At 40.4% G+C, this 17,739-nt stretch carries 19 protein-coding genes; 8 read left to right on the top strand and 11 right to left on the bottom strand.

What is annotated here, in order from left to right:
- The first annotated feature begins 121 nt into the window (after positions 1-121).
- Positions 122-1,594 carry a glycolate oxidase subunit GlcD gene (gene glcD / locus H6G28_RS10400; protein WP_190670600.1) on the top strand — a complete coding sequence of 491 codons (1,473 nt, stop codon included), beginning with the start codon at positions 122-124 and terminating at the stop codon, positions 1,592-1,594.
- Positions 1,595-1,668: 74 nt separating this feature from the next.
- Here glcD and H6G28_RS10395 read toward each other — a convergent pair whose 3' ends face one another.
- Entirely contained in the window at positions 1,669-3,123 is a 1,455-nt protein-coding gene (locus H6G28_RS10395; RefSeq protein WP_190670583.1) for an ATP-binding protein, read from the bottom strand.
- A complete protein-coding gene (locus H6G28_RS10390) occupies positions 3,120-3,803 on the bottom strand; it encodes a response regulator transcription factor (protein ID WP_190588461.1) in 684 nt (227 codons plus the stop codon). Before H6G28_RS10390 ends, H6G28_RS10395 begins: the two co-directional genes overlap by 4 nt.
- A 333-nt stretch (positions 3,804-4,136) precedes the next feature.
- On the opposite strand from H6G28_RS10390, the gene H6G28_RS10385 reads away from it, so the two are divergent.
- The 4 genes from H6G28_RS10385 (at position 4,137) to H6G28_RS10370 (ending at position 6,850) form a co-directional block, all read left to right on the top strand.
- On the top strand, positions 4,137-4,412 hold the full coding sequence (locus H6G28_RS10385) for a hypothetical protein (protein WP_190588462.1): 276 nt from the start codon (positions 4,137-4,139) through the stop codon (positions 4,410-4,412).
- 141 nt (positions 4,413-4,553) lie between these two features.
- Entirely contained in the window at positions 4,554-5,309 is a 756-nt protein-coding gene (locus H6G28_RS10380) for an intradiol ring-cleavage dioxygenase (protein ID WP_190588463.1), read from the top strand.
- 117 nt (positions 5,310-5,426) lie between these two features.
- A complete protein-coding gene (locus tag H6G28_RS10375; protein ID WP_190670582.1) occupies positions 5,427-6,104 on the top strand; it encodes a hypothetical protein in 678 nt (225 codons plus the stop codon).
- Between the two features lie 494 nt (positions 6,105-6,598).
- A complete protein-coding gene (locus tag H6G28_RS10370; protein ID WP_190670606.1) occupies positions 6,599-6,850 on the top strand; it encodes a hypothetical protein in 252 nt (83 codons plus the stop codon).
- Positions 6,851-7,152: 302 nt separating this feature from the next.
- Here the strand turns inward: H6G28_RS10370 and H6G28_RS10365 are convergent, their stop codons facing one another.
- The 6 genes from H6G28_RS10365 to H6G28_RS10340 all read right to left on the bottom strand — a co-directional run bounded on the left by H6G28_RS10365 (position 7,153) and on the right by H6G28_RS10340 (position 12,442).
- Complete coding sequence (locus tag H6G28_RS10365; protein ID WP_190588465.1) at positions 7,153-7,521, bottom strand: KGG domain-containing protein; 369 nt, start codon at positions 7,519-7,521, stop codon at positions 7,153-7,155.
- A 473-nt stretch (positions 7,522-7,994) separates the two neighbouring features.
- Positions 7,995-8,186 carry a TLTLP motif-containing protein gene (locus H6G28_RS10360; protein ID WP_190588466.1) on the bottom strand — a complete coding sequence of 64 codons (192 nt, stop codon included), beginning with the start codon at positions 8,184-8,186 and terminating at the stop codon, positions 7,995-7,997.
- A gap of 847 nt (positions 8,187-9,033) precedes the next feature.
- Positions 9,034-10,005 carry an Npun_F2552 family protein gene (locus H6G28_RS10355; RefSeq protein WP_190588467.1) on the bottom strand — a complete coding sequence of 324 codons (972 nt, stop codon included), beginning with the start codon at positions 10,003-10,005 and terminating at the stop codon, positions 9,034-9,036.
- 204 nt (positions 10,006-10,209) lie between these two features.
- Complete coding sequence (locus tag H6G28_RS10350) at positions 10,210-10,611, bottom strand: type II toxin-antitoxin system VapC family toxin (protein ID WP_242054517.1); 402 nt, start codon at positions 10,609-10,611, stop codon at positions 10,210-10,212.
- Positions 10,598-10,879 (bottom strand): prevent-host-death protein, encoded by a 282-nt coding sequence (locus H6G28_RS10345; RefSeq protein WP_190588469.1) that lies wholly within the window; start codon positions 10,877-10,879, stop codon positions 10,598-10,600. Before H6G28_RS10345 ends, H6G28_RS10350 begins: the two co-directional genes overlap by 14 nt.
- A 144-nt stretch (positions 10,880-11,023) precedes the next feature.
- Entirely contained in the window at positions 11,024-12,442 is a 1,419-nt protein-coding gene (locus tag H6G28_RS10340) for an aspartate ammonia-lyase (protein WP_190670581.1), read from the bottom strand.
- 137 nt (positions 12,443-12,579) lie between these two features.
- Between H6G28_RS10340 and H6G28_RS10335 the strand changes: the two genes are divergently transcribed.
- Both H6G28_RS10335 and pgsA read left to right on the top strand, forming a co-directional pair.
- Positions 12,580-13,146, top strand: a complete 567-nt coding sequence (locus tag H6G28_RS10335; RefSeq protein WP_190670580.1) for a Uma2 family endonuclease — start codon at positions 12,580-12,582, stop codon at positions 13,144-13,146.
- 20 nt (positions 13,147-13,166) lie between these two features.
- Positions 13,167-13,685: a CDP-diacylglycerol--glycerol-3-phosphate 3-phosphatidyltransferase gene (pgsA, locus tag H6G28_RS10330; protein ID WP_190670578.1), complete on the top strand. Its 519-nt coding sequence runs from the start codon at positions 13,167-13,169 to the stop codon at positions 13,683-13,685.
- A 31-nt stretch (positions 13,686-13,716) separates the two neighbouring features.
- Here pgsA and rfbA read toward each other — a convergent pair whose 3' ends face one another.
- Both rfbA and rfbB read right to left on the bottom strand, forming a co-directional pair.
- Entirely contained in the window at positions 13,717-14,628 is a 912-nt protein-coding gene (rfbA, locus tag H6G28_RS10325) for a glucose-1-phosphate thymidylyltransferase RfbA (RefSeq protein WP_190670577.1), read from the bottom strand.
- The gene (gene rfbB, locus H6G28_RS10320) at positions 14,625-15,692 is read right to left on the bottom strand and encodes a dTDP-glucose 4,6-dehydratase (protein WP_190670575.1); all 1,068 of its coding nucleotides are present in this window, start codon (positions 15,690-15,692) and stop codon (positions 14,625-14,627) included. Before rfbB ends, rfbA begins: the two co-directional genes overlap by 4 nt.
- A gap of 119 nt (positions 15,693-15,811) precedes the next feature.
- Here rfbB and H6G28_RS10315 point away from each other — a divergent pair, with 119 nt between their 5' ends.
- A complete protein-coding gene (locus tag H6G28_RS10315) occupies positions 15,812-16,537 on the top strand; it encodes a Uma2 family endonuclease (protein WP_190670574.1) in 726 nt (241 codons plus the stop codon).
- Positions 16,538-16,541: 4 nt separating this feature from the next.
- On the opposite strand, the gene H6G28_RS10310 is transcribed toward H6G28_RS10315, so the two are convergent.
- A complete protein-coding gene (locus H6G28_RS10310; protein WP_190670573.1) occupies positions 16,542-17,474 on the bottom strand; it encodes an NAD-dependent epimerase/dehydratase family protein in 933 nt (310 codons plus the stop codon).
- Positions 17,475-17,739 lie beyond the last annotated feature (265 nt).

Below are 17,739 nucleotides of genomic sequence, written 5' to 3'. Positions count from 1 at the left end.
CAACCCTACTCCTACTTGATTGGTGAGCGAAGCCGAATCATGGTTGGTGAGCGAAGTCGAATCATGGTTGGTGAGCGAAGCCGAACCACTGCCCTCTACAGAGTCATCTACCGAAAACCCTATGCTTACCCAAGATAAACAACAACGTAACTGGCAACCTATTATCAAAGCATTTGAGGCTGTCCTTGGTAAAAATGGTGTAGTTCAACGCCGAGAAGAATTGATCACTTATGAGTGTGATGGTTTGACTAGCTATCGTCAACGTCCGGCTGTGGCTGTATTACCCAGAACCACAGAACAAGTCGCGGCGGTGGTGAAAATCTGTAACCAGTATTCTGTACCTTTTATCGCGCGGGGTTCCGGTACAGGTTTATCTGGTGGTGCTTTACCACTAGAAGATTCTGTATTGATTGTCACCTCCTTGATGCGGCAAATCCTCAATGTTGATTTAGACAACCAACGCATTGTTGTACAGCCAGGAGTCATTAATAGTTGGGTAACGCAAACAGTTAGCGGTGCGGGATTTTATTATGCGCCAGATCCTTCTAGCCAAATTATCTGTTCAATTGGCGGGAATGTCGCTGAAAACTCCGGTGGAGTGCATTGTTTAAAATATGGTGTCACCACTAATCACGTTTTAGGTTTAAAAATTGTCACCCCAGAAGGAGAAATTGTTGATTTAGGTGGACAAATCCCAGAAACACCTGGATATGATTTAACAGGTATATTTGTTGGTTCTGAAGGAACGTTAGGAATCGCCACAGAAATTACTCTCAGAATTCTCAAAACTGCCGAATCAATTTGTGTATTATTAGCAGACTTTACAAGTGTAGAAGCTGCGGGGGCTAGTGTTTCTGATATCATCAGCGCCGGGATAATTCCTGGTGGGATGGAAATGATGGATAACCTCAGCATCAATGCTGTTGAAGATGTTGTCGCAACTAATTGTTATCCGCGAGATGCGACGGCTATTTTGCTAGTGGAAATTGATGGTTTAGAAGTCGAAGTCGCAGTTTTAAAACAAAGAATTACTGAAATTTGTCAACAAAATGGAGCGCGGAATGTCACTGCCGCTACTGACCCAGAAACCCGCTTAAAATTGTGGAAAGGCAGAAAAGCTGCCTTTGCTGCGGCTGGACATTTAAGCCCCGATTATTATGTACAAGATGGTGTGATTCCCCGTACACAATTGCCTTATGTTTTGCAAGAAATTGAAAATTTAAGTCAAAAATTTGGATATAAAATTGCTAACGTCTTTCATGCTGGTGATGGCAATCTCCACCCCTTAGTGCTTTATGATAATTCTGTCCCTGGTGCATTAGAAAAAGTTGAAGAATTAGGCGGGGAAATTCTCAAGCTTTGTGTAAAAGTTGGTGGTAGTCTCTCTGGTGAACATGGCATTGGTTCCGATAAAAAATGTTATATGCCAGAAATGTTTAGCAGCATCGATTTAGAAACAATGCAATGGGTAAGACAAGTATTTAATCCCCAAGGTTTAGCCAACCCCGACAAAATTTTCCCCACACCCCGCACCTGTGGCGAAGCTGCACAGGCGATGAATCACAAGCAGCTTGAAGGCGTGGACAGATATTAGGATACAAAAATTTGGGCAAAAATGGCAAAATGACTCATAATTCAGATGATTTCAAGGAAAATTCCTATTCAAGATTATGCAATTGGTAAAGTGAGAATAAACCCTGTTTGACCAGAAGTTGAAGAATTGAGGGCTAGTTCGCCACGGTGCGCCCGGACAATTTCACGGGCGAGGCTGAGTCCCAATCCAATACCCTCTACTTTTCGGGTACGGGCTGGATCACCACGATAAAAGCGTTCAAACAGCCGATCGCGATCGCTGGGTAAAATATCTTTTGATGAATTAGTGACGGTGATTGTGAGAGTTTTTTGGGTTTGACGTGCCTGAATGTTAATCCAGCCATCAGCAAAATTATATTTAATTGCGTTACTGAGCAGATTTTGTATGACTTGCATAAGTAAATCGCGATCGCCTTTTACCTGCAAATGATCAGGAATATCAGTTTGCACATTCAACTGAGGAGCCAGCAATTCCACATCTTCAATCATCTCCTGTAACAACTCAGACATATTGACATCCACCAAATACAAGCCCATTTTGCCTGCATCTGCCAAAGACAACAGTAAGAGTTTTCGCATAATTGTACTTAAACGATGCACTTCATCTAACAAATTGGTTAAACGCTGCTGTACATCACTTCCTGGTTCAACTTGTTGGAGCGATCGCTCTAATTCACCTTGCAAAATAGTTAATGGGGTTTTCAGTTCATGGGCTGCATCAGCACTAAAGCGGGAAGCTTGAGTAAAACTGCGTTCTAGACGTTCTAACATTTGGTTAAACACCTGAATCAGTTCCACAAATTCTAAATCTGTTGTCTCACTGGGAATACGCTGATCTAACCCTTGCACTGTTACCTGTTGAATTACGCCCGTTAACTCGTGAATCGGACGTAACGCCCCACCAGAAACAAACCAAGCCCCAGCCGCAACTAGCAGTAAAGCCCCTGGAATTAACACCAAGAAAATATAGCGGATACTTGCCATTTCTTGGTTCACGGGTTGTAAGCTAACAGCAACCGCCACCTGAGAATTAGGAAATTTCAACGCACCAATTCGCCAAGTTTCTTTCGCGGTTTTTTCTGTAACAAATTGTGGGGGAGTTGGGCGCGGTGGTGGTTGTCCTGGCTGATTTGCACCGAAAATTACAGGTCTTCTTTGTGGGGGAACATCTGGCGGCGCAGGTGCTAACTCTAAACGCTTCACCAACAGATTTTTTACCTCAGTATCCGCCGATAAAGAGTTAAATTCGTAGACTGTTTTACCCTCAGCATTCAGCACCAGTAAAGCGACGGGAATCTTGGTATTTGTACCCAAGCCAGCAGGTAAAAATTCTGGGCGCAGAGGTGCTTTTCCTGGTTCTGGGGGACGGTTGGCGCGGATTAACTGATTTAACAGTTCGGCATCTAAGCGGCTAATTTTGGCATTGTAAATCTGAAACCAGGATATTGCACCAAAACCGACTAAGGTAGTGCCGGCTAAAGCCGCAGATAACAACGCAATTCGGAGTCGAAACGATCGCAGATGTTTCACGATTGATTCTCTGGTTTGCGAAACCGATAGCCAACGCCGCGAATACTTTCAATCCAATTTGTTTCATCAATCGGTTCAATTTTTTTGCGAATGCGCTGAATACACACATCCACAACATTGGTATTAGGGTTAAAATCATAACCCCAAATATGTTCTAAGATTTGGGTACGGGTAAAAACTCTTCCGGGAGAACGCATCAGATATTCCAGTAGATTAAATTCGCGGCTAGTAAGTTCGATGGCGCGTTGATTGCAAGTGACTTCCCGCGTGATGCGATCGAGTTTGATTGAGCCAACTGTTAGTAAATTTTGGCGATCGCCCACACTCCGACGCACCACCGCATGAATCCGCGCCGCTAATTCTTCCACAAAAAAAGGTTTAGCAATGTAATCATCGGCTCCCAAGTTTAATCCTGCCAGGCGATCGTCTAATTCATTACGTGCTGTTAACAAAATTACCGGCGCATTCCGCCCTTCTCGCCGCAGTTGTTTGAGAATCGACAGTCCATCTTTTCCTGGCACCATAATGTCCAGAATAATGGCATCGTATTCATTATCCATTGCTCGCAGATATCCTTCATCACCGTTGTCGCAATAATCTACGACAAATCCTTGCTCCTTCAGTCCAGCCCGGACGAAGTTCGCAATTTTTGCTTCATCTTCGACAAACAGAACGTTCACAAGTCTTCTCTAATTCAATGATGATTTCATTATAGATTTGTCCTCTTGTGACTAAAATTACAAATCTGTAATTTATATCACTATAGGAATAAGGTTTGATTCCTGAATCTAGTTGTGTAGGTAGGGAGTAGGGAATGGGGAGTAGGGAGTAGGAAAGAAGCCTGCTCTCGGTGTACTGATTTTTTTTCAGAAATCAAATATTGATTCATATATTATCTCAAATCTTCAGAATTTAGCAAATTACAAAAATGTAATCAAGAAAATAAGCTATCTGTCATTTTGGAGTGGCTTAATCATAAATATCAGCTACAGCAAGTTTTGAGGTTAATTTTAATGAATATTCGTAGAGTATTAGTTATAGCAGTAATTCCTTTGATGATTGGAACATTTGGCTTTGTAGGAACTAATCAAGCAAATGCTGATGCTCCTTCTCTGCGTAATCAAGATATTAAAGAACAGCCAAGAACAAATAAAAAACCACAAGTCAAACGTCGCCAAGTCCGTCCACAAGCAAAAAAGAATCTCCCTCAAAGTAATCGTCAAAACACAAATTCTCAGCAAGAATTAAATAGTGAAAAGAATAACCAAAGAGTGAGATTACGGGGGTAGAATCAAGTCAAAAGTTAAAAGTCAAAAGTCAAAAGAAAGATAACTTTTGACTTTCCTGTAGGGGTGTATGTATCTCAAACCCTTACACCCCTTCACCCAGTTTCCACAGACAATCTTTGTGTGTAAGTCCTATTAAAGTTTATGAATACCAAAAATCGTCTATTAAATCGCAGAGAGGCACTGGGTTTATTTAGAGCAGCCGGAACTGCAATATTTGTCGTCGGTTGTCTACCAAGAAAATCTGCTTCTACACAAGAACAAATCAGTGCTGTTGTTCCAGTATCATCTACAGTCAAGACTGCAACATCACCGGGTTGTGTTCTTAGTCCACAGCAAACCGAAGGGCCGTATTTTGTGGATGAGAAACTCAATCGTTCCGATATTCGCATTGATCCTGCTGATGGTGCAATCAAAGCAGGTGTACCTCTGCAATTAACACTGCACATTTCTCAGGTTGGCAGTACTGGCTGTACACCCGTTGCAGGTGCAATTGTCGATATTTGGCACTGTGATGCCTTGGGTGTTTATTCTGACGTGGCAGACCAAAGTTTTAATACTGTGGGCAAAAAGTTTTTGCGTGGTTATCAAGTCACCGACGCGCAGGGAAATGTCCAGTTCACAACCATTTACCCTGGTTGGTATGAAGGGAGAACTGTGCATATCCACTTAAAGGTGCGTACACAAGAGAAATATGAGTTTACATCGCAATTATATTTTGACGATGTGATGAGCGATCGCATTTACACCCAAGCACCATACGCCAGCAAAGGACAGCGCATCATCAAGAACGCTGATGACGGAATTTTCCAATATGGTGGCGAACAAATGTTACTCAAGCTGAACACCAATGGAAAAGGTTACACTGCCTCCTTTGATGTTGGACTGCAAATGACGTAATTTCTGCAAAATACTATGCACAAAAATTACAAAAATGTAATCCACAACCAGAGCGAACTGTAATTTTTACTCTGTTAAATAAAAAACATCAACAACTGAACTTTCTAGAGGATAATTATGAAACTCAACACAGCCGCAGTCGTAGCTACAATTTCCATTCTCGCTAGTACATTCGGTGTCATTTCCTTAAATCAAGTCAATGCCGCTAATCCAGCGTCTAAAATTGCTCAAGCTTCCTCACAACCTTCCGACCAACCACCAGAAGGACAACGCCCACCCCGCCCCGACTTTGCCGCCGCCGCCCAGAAGTTAGGTGTCAGTGAACAAAAATTAAAAGAAGCTTTAGGTGTTCCTGCTAATCCTCCTAGTCAAGGGCAAGGGCAACGCCCACCCCGTCCCGATTTTGCCGCCGCCGCCCAGAAGTTAGGTGTTAGCGAACAAAAATTAAAAGAGGCTTTGGGCGTTCCTGCTAATCCTCCCGGTCAAGGTCAAGGCCAACGTCAAGGTAAAGGACAAGGGCAAGGTCAAGGTCAAGGTGATTTCAATCAGCGCCCACCCCGCCCCGACTTTGCCGCCGCCGCCCAGAAGTTAGGTGTCAGTGAACAAAAATTAAAGGAAGCTTTGGGTGTTCCTGCTAATCCTCCCAGCGAAGGTCAAGGTCAAGGACAACGCCCACCCCGCCCCGACTTTGCCGCCGCCGCCCAGAAATTAGGTGTCAGTGAACAAAAGTTAAAAGAGGCTTTGGGCGTTCCTGCTAATCCTCCTGAAGAAAATCGTTCTGAGACAAGAAGATAGGGCAAGAAAATTAATTGCCACCATACGGCGATAGAGTTTGTTCTTCAAAAATAGAACAGACTCTATCGCCGTTTTTTCAGAAAAATAGGACGTAGTTAAAAAACTCTTTCCTACTCCTCATACCAAATTAAAAAATGATTGCGACAGATTGATGGCTCAAAAGCTTACCGATCAACCCTTACCCAATCCAAAATCTAAAATCTAAAATCCAAAATGGTATTACTCCCTATTCCCAACCTTTACAGATAATTTCAACAATCAAAGCAGATCACTATATCTGAGAATTGTAATCTTTATTCATAAAAATCTGAGGTTATTACTTAAGCTAGATTGTATAAATATTACGAATGATTGATTAATATTATTTTCTCCACAACTTTCTTATATTTCATAACTATCCTCGTAGATATAGACAGTTATTTGAATGACAAAATTTCAAGCAAGTGACTGCCTTCATTTTAAAACCCCTTTATATCAATTACTTGTAGAAAAATATGAATTACTGTCCTTGCTGTTCGGAAGTACTTTTACAACATGTACGTGGTTCGGAAATCACTTGGTTTTGCCGCCACTGTTGGCAAGATATGCCTGTCTTAAGTTGTCAGCGTCCTAGTTTATTAGCAGAAGTTATCAGAGAAAAAATACTTACTAAACCTGAATTGCGAGAAAATCTTCCTGTTACAAGTTATGTCAGCACATACAAAAAAATTACTGGTTGGATAGGCGTTAAAGATGCACTCAGTTAACGCAATATTTGGCTTTTTACTACACCCCATAATTCAGCTACATCTTTTATCTGCTCACTAACACATCTGATGCTGCTTATATAGCTAGGCTTTTAGCCAAATCAGGACTTACGCACAAAGATTATCTGTGGAGATTGGGTGTAAGGGTGAAAGGGTTTGGGGTGTAAGGATTTTGAATAAGTACACCCTCGCCAAAACCCTTAATTTTTCGTTTTTATGCGTAAGTCCTAAAAACCTTTACACCGTTCGGCTGAGGCTCACGGCGAAGCCCCTACACCCGTGTCAACAGACGTAAATTCCGACTATTTATCCTTCTCCTGATTGGTGTTCTTGTGACTTTGGCGGCCAGCTTCAGCGTGTTGCTCTTTACTCCCGCCTGGAGTACCTTTTGATTCCGTATCGTCGGAATCTTCAATATCGTCAGCGTCCTCTTTTTGTTTTTTGCGACCGCCACCGTGAGATTGTTTTCCACCTTCACGACCAATTTCAGCCATGTGTTCTCTATCTTTACTGACGGTTTCGCCTCCTTTACGTCCAGCTTCACGCGCTTCTTCAGGGGTAAATTCGTGAGCTGTACCTTTCTCATGAGCAGCGTGTCCACCCTTGCTGGCGATTTCTCGTTGCTTATCTTCATCCATAGAAGCAAAGCCACGTTTACTTGTATCTGACATAATATTGCTCCTGGTCATGAACTATAGTTTTTGACTTTTACAGTCAGTAAAAACTTTTAGCTGATTCACGTTCTCAATTTAGCTATATAAAAAGCAGCTTTCATTGGCCGTAGGAGAGAATCATGCCAGACTAAACCCCAACTTCAGATATATAACCTCAACGCGGCTTTATATCTTTTTGTGTAACTCAGGATTCATACACAGTATTAAGACTGGGGTAGAGGTTGTGAACAGTTCATGTCCGGTAAAAGACTTATCAGAAAAACCGCAGGGAGCAGGGGGAGAAAGAGTTTTGTCTTTCTACACAGATGTATTGAATCATAACTGATTTGCGGGATATGATATTGAACATTTTCCCAAACTCTTGATTTTGTGTGTTTATCGTCAGTTTCGAGTAGAAAAAGCGCCACTAGAAAAACTAGTGACGCTTTTTCTGAATGCCATAAATGTAATTAACTAATGTGGGCTGGGAATTATTCTGAGTGTTTTTGCAGTTGATATGTCAGGGATTGTTGATTATTTGGGGCTACATCATTAGAGGAATAATGGGCGATGACAAATAAAGGTAGGGTTAAGGTTAACAGTGCGATCGCAGTTCCCACAAAGTCTGCCAAACGATGGGAATATGTATCGGTAGTGTTTGCAGACTGACTATTTGAATTCATACAAATTTGAAATTTTTCAACTCACTTGATAAGTTTTATCTCTCGGAGAGAGTCTTGATGCCATTTTAACGATTTTTTACTGACTACTGTGTAGCAGTCACAAAATTGAACCAGTTTGGCAGGTGTCATAACAATAATTTTATCTCCGACAAGATTGATACAAAGTTACAGAAAAACATTTCGGAATTATCTAAGTGAATAATATGTTACGATTCCTTGCAAAGATTTGCCAACTTTTGGTTAAGCATAGGTTAATAAATTGCATCAAAGACTACATTTTTTCTGTTGTGTTGATATAAATTGATAACTTATCTTAAAGCAATTGTTGGAATTATAACATCTGAAAATACTCTAGATAGGTTGGTTTCACAGATTTAGATGATTTTACTCATAAGCAATGTCTACCGAAATCTTACTGAAGACTTTGATACTTTTGATTATCAAACTCAGCCTCACACGTAACCCTATCATTAGTAAATGATTGGATAAAAATACGCTCTAAATCAGCATAGTGAGCAAGAGTAAATTCAGCGATCGCATGAAAAAATAACTTGTTAATTAACTATATTAGTGTTATGTAACATTAATTTTGGTTTGTCAATCTATACATAGGTAGAGTACAAATACTTTGAGAATAAAGTTTTCAGATACCCGACTTCTTCAAGAAGTTGGATATATTTTTGTTAACAAATAATTAAACTTTGATGACAAATAAAAAACCGCCAATAAATGATAGTGGCGGTTGTCTGGTTAAGCAATCGGAGGGTAATTAAAGCTTAATCTCTGAAGTTAGTGGTTGCTGTAGCTGACTTTGCAGTTACTTATTTTCTAAAATTGCCCATTTAAACTATCCTCTGCTATATGTATTCATCGGTTCTTTGATAAATCGAATGTAAAGATGTTTAAACGTAGATTTGATCACACGGGGCATAGCAAAATCTATTGGCATTAACTTATCAGGTAAGCGCCAATCTGAGATTTGTAATAAATCAGGATGTAACAGAGGAAATTCAATTTCATCTAGTTCGGGACAAACCCCCAACCTTTGGGAAGCAGCAACAGTCGGAACTTGCTGGGGTGAAACATTGAGAATTTCTAACATCGCCCTATCTAAAGCAAATACATCTGATGCGGCGGCTAAAATTCCTAAATTCCGAGGTTCTCCACCACTAGGGCCATTACCTTCATGACCAATAATGCCATCTAAAATAGTTAAATCTGGGTTGATTGCTTTCGCTGTTTCTACTAACATTTCCCCAAATCGGTTAGCATCTTTCCCGGCTTCCATGTGCCACCAAGCTTTCATTTTACCGGGAACGCAACCAAATAAATTTTTCACACCCAAGGTTACAGTTAATTGCATGTGTGATTTAACTTTGGGCAAATTAATAACTACATCCGCTTCCATCGCCTCTTTACACAGTAGCAAGTGGTTGAAATTCTCGCTGACTGTGTGGTAACGCTGTCCATGAAATTCGACGATGGGAAGATTGAGTTCTTGGATAAAAGATTGATAACCATTAGCAATGGCGACTCCCTTCGCACTCCCAAAAGCCGGACTGTCGCCTAAAAATGGTTTACCACCAGCTTCGATAACCATTTTGGCAACTTCATAAACCAGTTCCGGGCGAGTAGTACATTCTTTCGTCGGACGTGCGCCTGTGAGGAGATTTGGCTTGAGTAATACCTTTTGTCCTGGTTTGACAAAAGCTGCGATTCCTCCCAGGGGTTCTAGCACAGTGGTTAAGGATTCCCGTAAAGCGTCGCTTTCGTAAGATGTCGCCCTGATTAAGCCAACTGATGATTTGTATGTCTGCATAGGTAAATAATTGCGTGAAGGATGGAATAGCTATGAATATTGAATAACACATTACATGATATTAAATTTTCTCCACAGGGAGCTTAAAAGCAGCATTTATCACTCCTATCGTCTGACAATGAGGAAATGAGGTTTATAAATAATTCACCACTGATAAACCTAAATTTAGATCAAGAGATCGCACTCTTAAGTGAGAAGTAATCTTTAAATAAATGGATTCAATGTAGATATACCACAACCCTCAAAATCCTTAATATTTCTAGTAACAAGGGTTATGGAATGTATCTTAGCTGTTGCAGCAATAAGCATATCAGCTTGCGCTCGCGGCTGACCTTGAGTTCTCAAAAAGCCTCTCAATTCGCCTGAACACTGGGCAATTTCCGAGGTAATAGGTAAAATTTCACAGTGAGTTGTCAGAAAATTTTCAAACCAAGCTTGGATTCTAACATTAGGCTTGGCTGTTAAACCATAATAAATTTCCTCAACTGTAATAACGCTTAAGTTAATTGATGTTACTGTACCTATCCATGATATTACACCTGGGTTTGGCTTTGGGCGAGTTAATTCACTAATGATATTAGTGTCGCAAAGACTACTCATTTTCATCGCCAATAAAAGGATTGTAGCGATCGCTTCGTGCTGGAATCTCTAGGCTATAATTTTCTTCGACACATAACTGTTGAAGTTCTTGAAAGACTTGAGATAGAGACTTTTTAGCCGTTTGTCGTCGCCAGTTTAAAAATTCTTGAAAAAGTTCAGGGTCTACAACAGCAGCCACTAATTCTTCTTGAGTATAGATTAACTGAGGTTCTTGAGTAGTGGCATTAATTACTAAAGATAGCTGTGTTTGGGCTTCTTCAAGTGTCCATTTCATTCTAAAAATCTCCGTTGATACTGTAACGATACACGATGTTTAGCGACAAGCTGAAGAAGCATCTACACTTTCCAAATAACTATGCTCTCATCAAGGCGATCGCTTTAATAGTGAAAAACGCAAAAGCGATCGCTTCTTATGACTTTAAGATTCTTTCCTCAAGGGTACAATGCTACTCATCTGTTCTAGATTTAACACTTCAGCTAATTCCGCTTCTGTCATTAGTCCTTTTTCTAAAACAATCTGTCGCAAGGATTTCCCAGTTGCTAATGATTCTTTGGCGACTTCCGCAGCATTGAGATAGCCAATGTGAGTGTTGAGTGCGGTGACTAAAGCTAAACTACCTTCGGCGTAGGCTAAACAGCGTTCCCTGTTAGCGGTAATATTTTGAATGCAGCGTTCTGTCAGCACCGCGATGGTATTACCGAGAATTTCGATGCTGTGAATCAGGTTATAGGCAATTAACGGCATCATCACATTCAATTCTAATTGTCCGGCTTGGGCGGCAAGAGCGATCGCACTATCGTAACCCATCACCTGAAAACACACCATCGATGTCATCTCTGCCATGACTGGGTTATATTTCCCTGGCATAATTGAGGAACCTGGTTGGACTGGAGGAAGTTGAATTTCCTTCAAGCCAGTTTTCGGCCCAGAGTCCATCAAGCGCAAATCGTGGGATATTTTAACTAAATCCTGGGCTAAGTTGCGTAAAGCCCCAGAAACATTGACAAATGGTGCCATACTCTGCATAGCTGCCATTAACTGCGGCGCAGGTTCTAAAGGCATATTCAGCAATTCTGAGAGAATTTCCACCACACGGGCGCGATACAAAGGATGGGTATTCATCCCCGTACCCGACGCACTACCACCCAAACCCAGCACCATCAAATCTCCAGATGCAGTATAGATGCGGTTTTGATGGTCTGTGAGGATTTGCGCCCAAGCTGCAAAAGTATCACCCAAACGCACAGGTACAGCGTCTTGCATGTGGGTTCTGCCAGATTTGACGATATCTTGAAATTCTAACGCTTTGCTTTCTAAGGCGGCGATCGCTTTTTCTAAGGCTGGGTGTAATGTATGAGTCAGTGCTAATAAACCACCAATGCGAATCGCTGTTGGGATGACATCATTGGTAGACTGTCCGTAGTTCACATGGTCATTAGGATTAACTTTTTTGTAATTACCTTTTTCGTCACCGAGAATTTCTAACGCCCGATTTGCTAAGACTTCGTTAACATTCATGTGGTGGGAAGTTCCCGCACCAGCTTGATAAACATCTACCACAAATTGGTCGCGTAATTGTCCCGCCAAGATTTCATCGGCGGCTTTAACAATGGCTTGACTAATCTCTGGGGAAATGCAGTCTAATTCACCGTTAACAATTGCAGTAGCTTTTTTAATGAGTAAGCAAGCATCTACGTAAGTATGTAAAGGCTTTAAACCACTGATTGGGAAATTTTCTGTAGCCCGTAGAGTTTGAATGCCGTAATAAACATTACTAGGAATTTGGCGATCGCCCATTGAGTCGCGCTCAATGCGAAAATTTATATTGTCAGTCATAGTATTGTCTGGATGATCTCGAAATACAGATCATGCCACGTAAATGGCACTCACGCCCTTTTTACTATGTACAATCTTCCAAACTCAAATCAATTTATTTAAGTTAACCTAAGTTTAAACACGCGCAGGTAAATATTATGATTAAAACACCAACTCGCCGGATCTCTTTAGAGGAATTTTTACAATTACCAGAAACTAAACCAGTAAGTGAATATATCGATGGTGAGATAATTCAAAAACCTATGCCTCAAGGTAAACATAGTAGACTTCAGTTGCAATTACCTAATGCGATTAATCATGTAACAGAACCCAAAAAAACTGCCCTAGCTTTTCCAGAATTACGCTGTACTTTTGGTGGACGTTCCACAGTTCCAGATGTCGCGGTATTTGCTTGGAATCGGATTCCTGTAGATGAAAAAGGCAATATCGCCAATGTTTTTAATACATACCCAGATTGGACAATTGAAATTCTCTCTCCTGAACAAAAAAGTAGCACCAAAGTTACCAAAAACATTTTACATTGTTTAAATCATGGTACGAGCTTAGGTTGGTTAATTGACCCAGAGGAATATTGTGTTTTAGTTTATCAGCCTCACCAGCAAATCATATATTTAGATAATGAAGAAGATATATTGCCAGTTCCCGATTTAGTCAGTGATTTAAATTTGACATTGGGGCAATTATTTGGTTGGTTAAAATTATAAATAATTTCTCAACCTAAATCATGACTTTACCTAATTGGATTACTTTTTCTCGCCTTCTTGGTGTCCCATTTCTGCTTTATGGTTTGTACAACCCAACACCGCAGGCTAGATGGATATGTTTAGCAATTTTTCTTGTAGCGGCGCTAACAGACTGGTTAGATGGCTATTTAGCGCGGAAACTCAACCAAATTAGTGATTTGGGTAAGTTTTTAGATCCTTTGGTAGATAAATTTTTGGTACTTGCGCCGTTGATGGTGTTAATTGAGTTGGGGAAAGTTCCAGCGTGGGGAGTGTTTTTGATTTTAGCGCGAGAATTAGCGATCGCAGGTTGGCGAGTTAACCAAACAAAAATTTCGGGGGCAAATATTTGGGGTAAGCTGAAGACTGTGAGTCAAATAGTAGCGATCGCATTTTTGATTGCACCGTTACCATCAGCATGGCAAACTCCTGCATTAATCGCCTTTTGGATTTCTGTGACTTTAACTTTAATATCAGGGTTAATTTATCTTTTACCACCAAAGGTAAGTAATGATGAATAATATTTAAACTCAGAGGTAAGCATGGTATTGACTACGTATTAATAAAACATTGCGGTCTTCTTCTAGCAGTAATATAATCATCTTCTAAAACAGACATTAAATATTGACCATAGCTACTTTTTGCCATTGGTTGAATTAATTCTTTGAGTTGATTAGCATCTATATAGCCTTGATTGTAGGCAATTTCTTCAATACAAGCTATTTTTAATCCTTGGCGTTCCTCTAAAGTTTGAATAAAATTAGCAGCTTGATGTAAAGATTCATGAGTCCCTGCATCTAACCACGCATATCCTCTACCTAAAAGCTCAACTCTTAATTTTCCTTGCTTTAAATAAGCCATATTCACATCAGTTATTTCTAGTTCATTCCGCGCCGAAGGTTGGAGATTAGCTGAAATTTCTCCAACTTGAGCATCATAAAAATAAATTCCAGGAATTACATATTTAGATTTAGGAATAGTGGGTTTTTCTTCTATCCCTGTTACCCAACCATCCGCATCAAATTCAATCACACCATAAGGACGCGGATCTTTTACCTGATAGCCAAACACCAGTCCACCTTCTTTGAGTTGCGCGGCTCTCAGTAATACTTCTCTTAAACCATTACCATACAATAAATTGTCACCTAAAATTAAGCAGACTGGTTGATTCGCAATAAAATCCTTTCCTAAAATAAAAGCATGAGCCAAACCTTCAGGATAAGGCTGTTCAATATAACTAAACTGCAAACCCCATTGACTACCATCCTTTAATAGTTCCTGCAATAATGGCAAATCATTAGGGGTAGAAATAATTAAAATTTTGCGGATTCCTGCCAACATTAAAACAGACAAGGGATAATAAATCATCGGCTTGTCATAAATTGGCATAAGTTGTTTACTCACAACATTAGTAATCGGATAAAGACGAGTACCAAAGCCACCCGCTAAAATAATTCCTTTCATTTGCGATTTTTGTAATTTTGTTGCAGCCAATTCTGGTAAGCTACTGAACGTACTTGATTGACCCACTCTGAATTATCAAGATACCATTGCACGGTTTTTCTTAAACCACTATCAAAATTTTCTTGGGGTTGCCAGCTTAATTCTCGCCTGATTTTACTACAATCAATTGCATATCTTCTATCATGTCCTGGACGGTCTGGAATAAATGTAATCAAAGACGCATAAGAAAAGTTAGGTTTAGGTGCTAGTTCATCCAGTATGGCACAGATTTTTGTCACAACTGTTAAATTTGTTTGTTCATTCAATCCGCCAATATTATAAGTTTCACCAATTTTTCCTTGTTGGATAACTAAATATATAGCCTCACAATGGTCGATAACATAAAGCCAATCTCGAATATTCTGTCCATCACCATATATAGGTAAAGGCTGACCATCTAGAGCATTTAAAATTATCAAAGGAATGAGTTTTTCAGGAAATTGACGCATTCCATAGTTATTTGAGCAATTAGTTGTTAAAGTAGGCAAGTTATATGTGTGATAGTAAGCCCGGACAAAATGATCTGCTGCGGCTTTAGAAGCAGCGTAAGGGCTATTCGGTGCATAAAGTGTATCTTCTCGAAAGGCTGGTTCATCAATTTGCAAAGAGCCATAGACTTCATCTGTAGATACGTGTAGAAAGCGAAATTGTTGCTGTTTTTGTGGCGGTAGCTTTTGCCAGTAAAATCGGACGGCTTCTAGTAAATTAAATGTGCCAACTACATTAGTTTGGATGAATATCTGCGGATTAAAAATAGAACGATCAACATGACTTTCCGCAGCAAAGTTGATAATTATATCAGGTTGATATTTGTCTAGTAAGTAACTAACTAATTCAACGTTAGCAATATCACCATGCACAAAATGATAGTTGCTATCGCCTCGTAATTCCGCCAAATTTTCTAAGTTACTGGCATAAGTTAATTTATCTAAATTAATTATGTTTAACCACTGATTCTTTCGAGCTAAAAGAATAAAATTTGCCCCGATAAATCCAGCACCTCCGGTTACTAATGCTGTTAGCATACGTACCTCAAATTTGATTGATAGTTGAATTTATACAATTAAGTTGTACAAATTTGCTTGTACAAACATAATTAAAACTAGGCAGAATATCTATTTATCTTTTAGTCAATCGTAATAATATGTATCAAACAGATCCACCCCGTCCAGCGAAAGAATACTTACCTACAATGTATGATCTTCCTAGTGAAGATAAAAAGGAACCTGGCTTGCCTGACCAATTTCATATTTGGCAACCTCGTCTGTTAGAAGACACTTTTTCTCCCCCAGAATACCCTGGAGACGAAATATTTACTGCTAGTGACTTAAACCTCTACTATGATACTCAGCATCCACTATGGTACAAGCTCCCAGATTGGTTTGCGGTTGTAGGTGGTTCTCGTCTCTACGAACAAAAAGATTTACGTTTAAGTTATGTGATTTGGCAAGAAGGTATTGCACCTTTTGTAGTAGTTGAATTACTATCTCCAGGAACAGAAAAAGAAGATTTGGGACAAACTCTGCGAGAGGTTAACCAACCGCCAACAAAATGGGAAGTTTACGAACGAATTTTGCGAGTCCCTTATTACATTGTCTTTGACCGCTACACTGATAAATTACAAGCTTTCCAAATAATTGCAGGGCGCTACAGCGAAATGAATTTAACTACGCCAAGAATTTGGATGCCGAGTTTACAGTTGGGTTTAGGACTTTGGCAAGGCTCTTATCAAGGAATTGAGCGGTTATGGTTACGTTGGTATAATGCAGATGGAAATTGGATTCCTACTCCCGTGGAGCAGGAAAGCCAAAGGGCTGAACGATTAGCCGCAAAGTTACGAGAGTTGGGAATTGACCCCAACCAAATATAAATCGCTACACGGCTTGTAAAATTTCTTCGTCTACAGAGAAATCAACTTCCTTCTGATCCCGTCCATTGGCTAGATAATCATTTTTCAAGGAATCTGTTAACCCAGAAATTAAATCATATTCGGGCTGCCAATTTAATTCTGTTTGGGCTTTTTGTACTGATGCGAAGAAATGTTGAAGGCGCATCGGGAAAGCTTTACGCTTGCCAAAATCAAATTTTTTCGGGTCGTAGTGAACTATTTTAATTGCATCAGGTGATTTACCAGCAGCTACAGCACAAGCACGGGCTAAACCATTAAAAGTCACAAAGCGATCGCCTGAAATATTATAAATCTGCCCAATCGCTTTTTGATTGCCAATCACCAAAGACATTGCCGTTGCCAAATCTTTTACGTGACCAAACTGGGTAATATGTAGACCATTACCCGGAATTGGTATTGGGCGATCGCGCACAATTCTATCAAAAAACCAGCTTTCTAAATCGTTGTAATTACTCGGCCCGTAAATATACGTTGGGCGAATCGAAGTAAACGGTAAGCCTTTTTGAGCCAAGTAAGCTTCTGTTTCATGTTTACCTTTGTGACGACTCTTCGGATCTACCGCATCCCCTTCAACATGGGGTAATTGGTCAGATTTAAGATAAACCCCTGCCGAACTCATATAAACAAACTGCTGCACTCTACCTTGGAAAATTTCTGCCAATGGCTGAGTATCACTTAATTCTCGACCATTATTGTCGAAAATGATGTCAAAATTCTCTTGTGACAGCTTTTCTTTCAGTTGGGCTGCATCCGTGCGATCGCCTATAATCTGTCCTACCTTGGATGGTACCGGACGATTGCCACGATTGAACAGTACCACCTCATGCCCTTGCTTTAAAAGTATTTCAGTTAGGTAAACACCAATGAACCTAGTGCCACCCATAATTAAAATTCGCATAAATTCCCCTTTTATGTCTAATGGAGGGGCTAGGGGCTAGGGGTTAGAGGCTAGGGGTTAGAGGTGAGAGGCTAGAGGCTAGAGGGTTAGATACATAAGATTACTTAAATATCTTTGATACAAATCCCTAGCCCCTAGTCCCTAGCCCCTACTCCCTAGCCCCTACTCCCCACTCCCTACTCCCTACTCCCCCTTAGAGGTTATCAGGTTGCTGTATCCCTCTGGAACCACTTGCGGCAGAATTCCGTCTGGGGTTAAATCTGGG

Origin of the sequence: Nostoc sp. FACHB-190 (assembly GCF_014696905.1) — a bacterium.
Lineage (GTDB): Bacteria > Cyanobacteriota > Cyanobacteriia > Cyanobacteriales > Nostocaceae > Nostoc_B.
This window is presented reverse-complemented; position numbering and strand designations above follow the sequence as displayed.

Bases quoted from the DNA above. Each gene is read 5' to 3' on its own strand.
- glcD (WP_190670600.1), top strand. From the start codon at position 122: ATGCTTACCCAAGATAAACAACAACGTAACTGGCAACCTATTATCAAA.
- H6G28_RS10385 (WP_190588462.1), top strand. From the start codon at position 4,137: ATGAATATTCGTAGAGTATTAGTTATAGCAGTAATTCCTTTGATGATT.
- H6G28_RS10380 (WP_190588463.1), top strand. From the start codon at position 4,554: ATGAATACCAAAAATCGTCTATTAAATCGCAGAGAGGCACTGGGTTTA.
- H6G28_RS10375 (WP_190670582.1), top strand. From the start codon at position 5,427: ATGAAACTCAACACAGCCGCAGTCGTAGCTACAATTTCCATTCTCGCT.
- H6G28_RS10370 (WP_190670606.1), top strand. From the start codon at position 6,599: ATGAATTACTGTCCTTGCTGTTCGGAAGTACTTTTACAACATGTACGT.
- H6G28_RS10365 (WP_190588465.1), bottom strand. From the start codon at position 7,521: ATGTCAGATACAAGTAAACGTGGCTTTGCTTCTATGGATGAAGATAAG.
- H6G28_RS10360 (WP_190588466.1), bottom strand. From the start codon at position 8,186: ATGAATTCAAATAGTCAGTCTGCAAACACTACCGATACATATTCCCAT.
- H6G28_RS10355 (WP_190588467.1), bottom strand. From the start codon at position 10,005: ATGCAGACATACAAATCATCAGTTGGCTTAATCAGGGCGACATCTTAC.
- H6G28_RS10350 (WP_242054517.1), bottom strand. From the start codon at position 10,611: ATGAAAATGAGTAGTCTTTGCGACACTAATATCATTAGTGAATTAACT.
- H6G28_RS10345 (WP_190588469.1), bottom strand. From the start codon at position 10,879: ATGAAATGGACACTTGAAGAAGCCCAAACACAGCTATCTTTAGTAATT.
- H6G28_RS10340 (WP_190670581.1), bottom strand. From the start codon at position 12,442: ATGACTGACAATATAAATTTTCGCATTGAGCGCGACTCAATGGGCGAT.
- H6G28_RS10335 (WP_190670580.1), top strand. From the start codon at position 12,580: ATGATTAAAACACCAACTCGCCGGATCTCTTTAGAGGAATTTTTACAA.
- pgsA (WP_190670578.1), top strand. From the start codon at position 13,167: ATGACTTTACCTAATTGGATTACTTTTTCTCGCCTTCTTGGTGTCCCA.
- rfbA (WP_190670577.1), bottom strand. From the start codon at position 14,628: ATGAAAGGAATTATTTTAGCGGGTGGCTTTGGTACTCGTCTTTATCCG.
- rfbB (WP_190670575.1), bottom strand. From the start codon at position 15,692: ATGCTAACAGCATTAGTAACCGGAGGTGCTGGATTTATCGGGGCAAAT.
- H6G28_RS10315 (WP_190670574.1), top strand. From the start codon at position 15,812: ATGTATCAAACAGATCCACCCCGTCCAGCGAAAGAATACTTACCTACA.
- H6G28_RS10310 (WP_190670573.1), bottom strand. From the start codon at position 17,474: ATGCGAATTTTAATTATGGGTGGCACTAGGTTCATTGGTGTTTACCTA.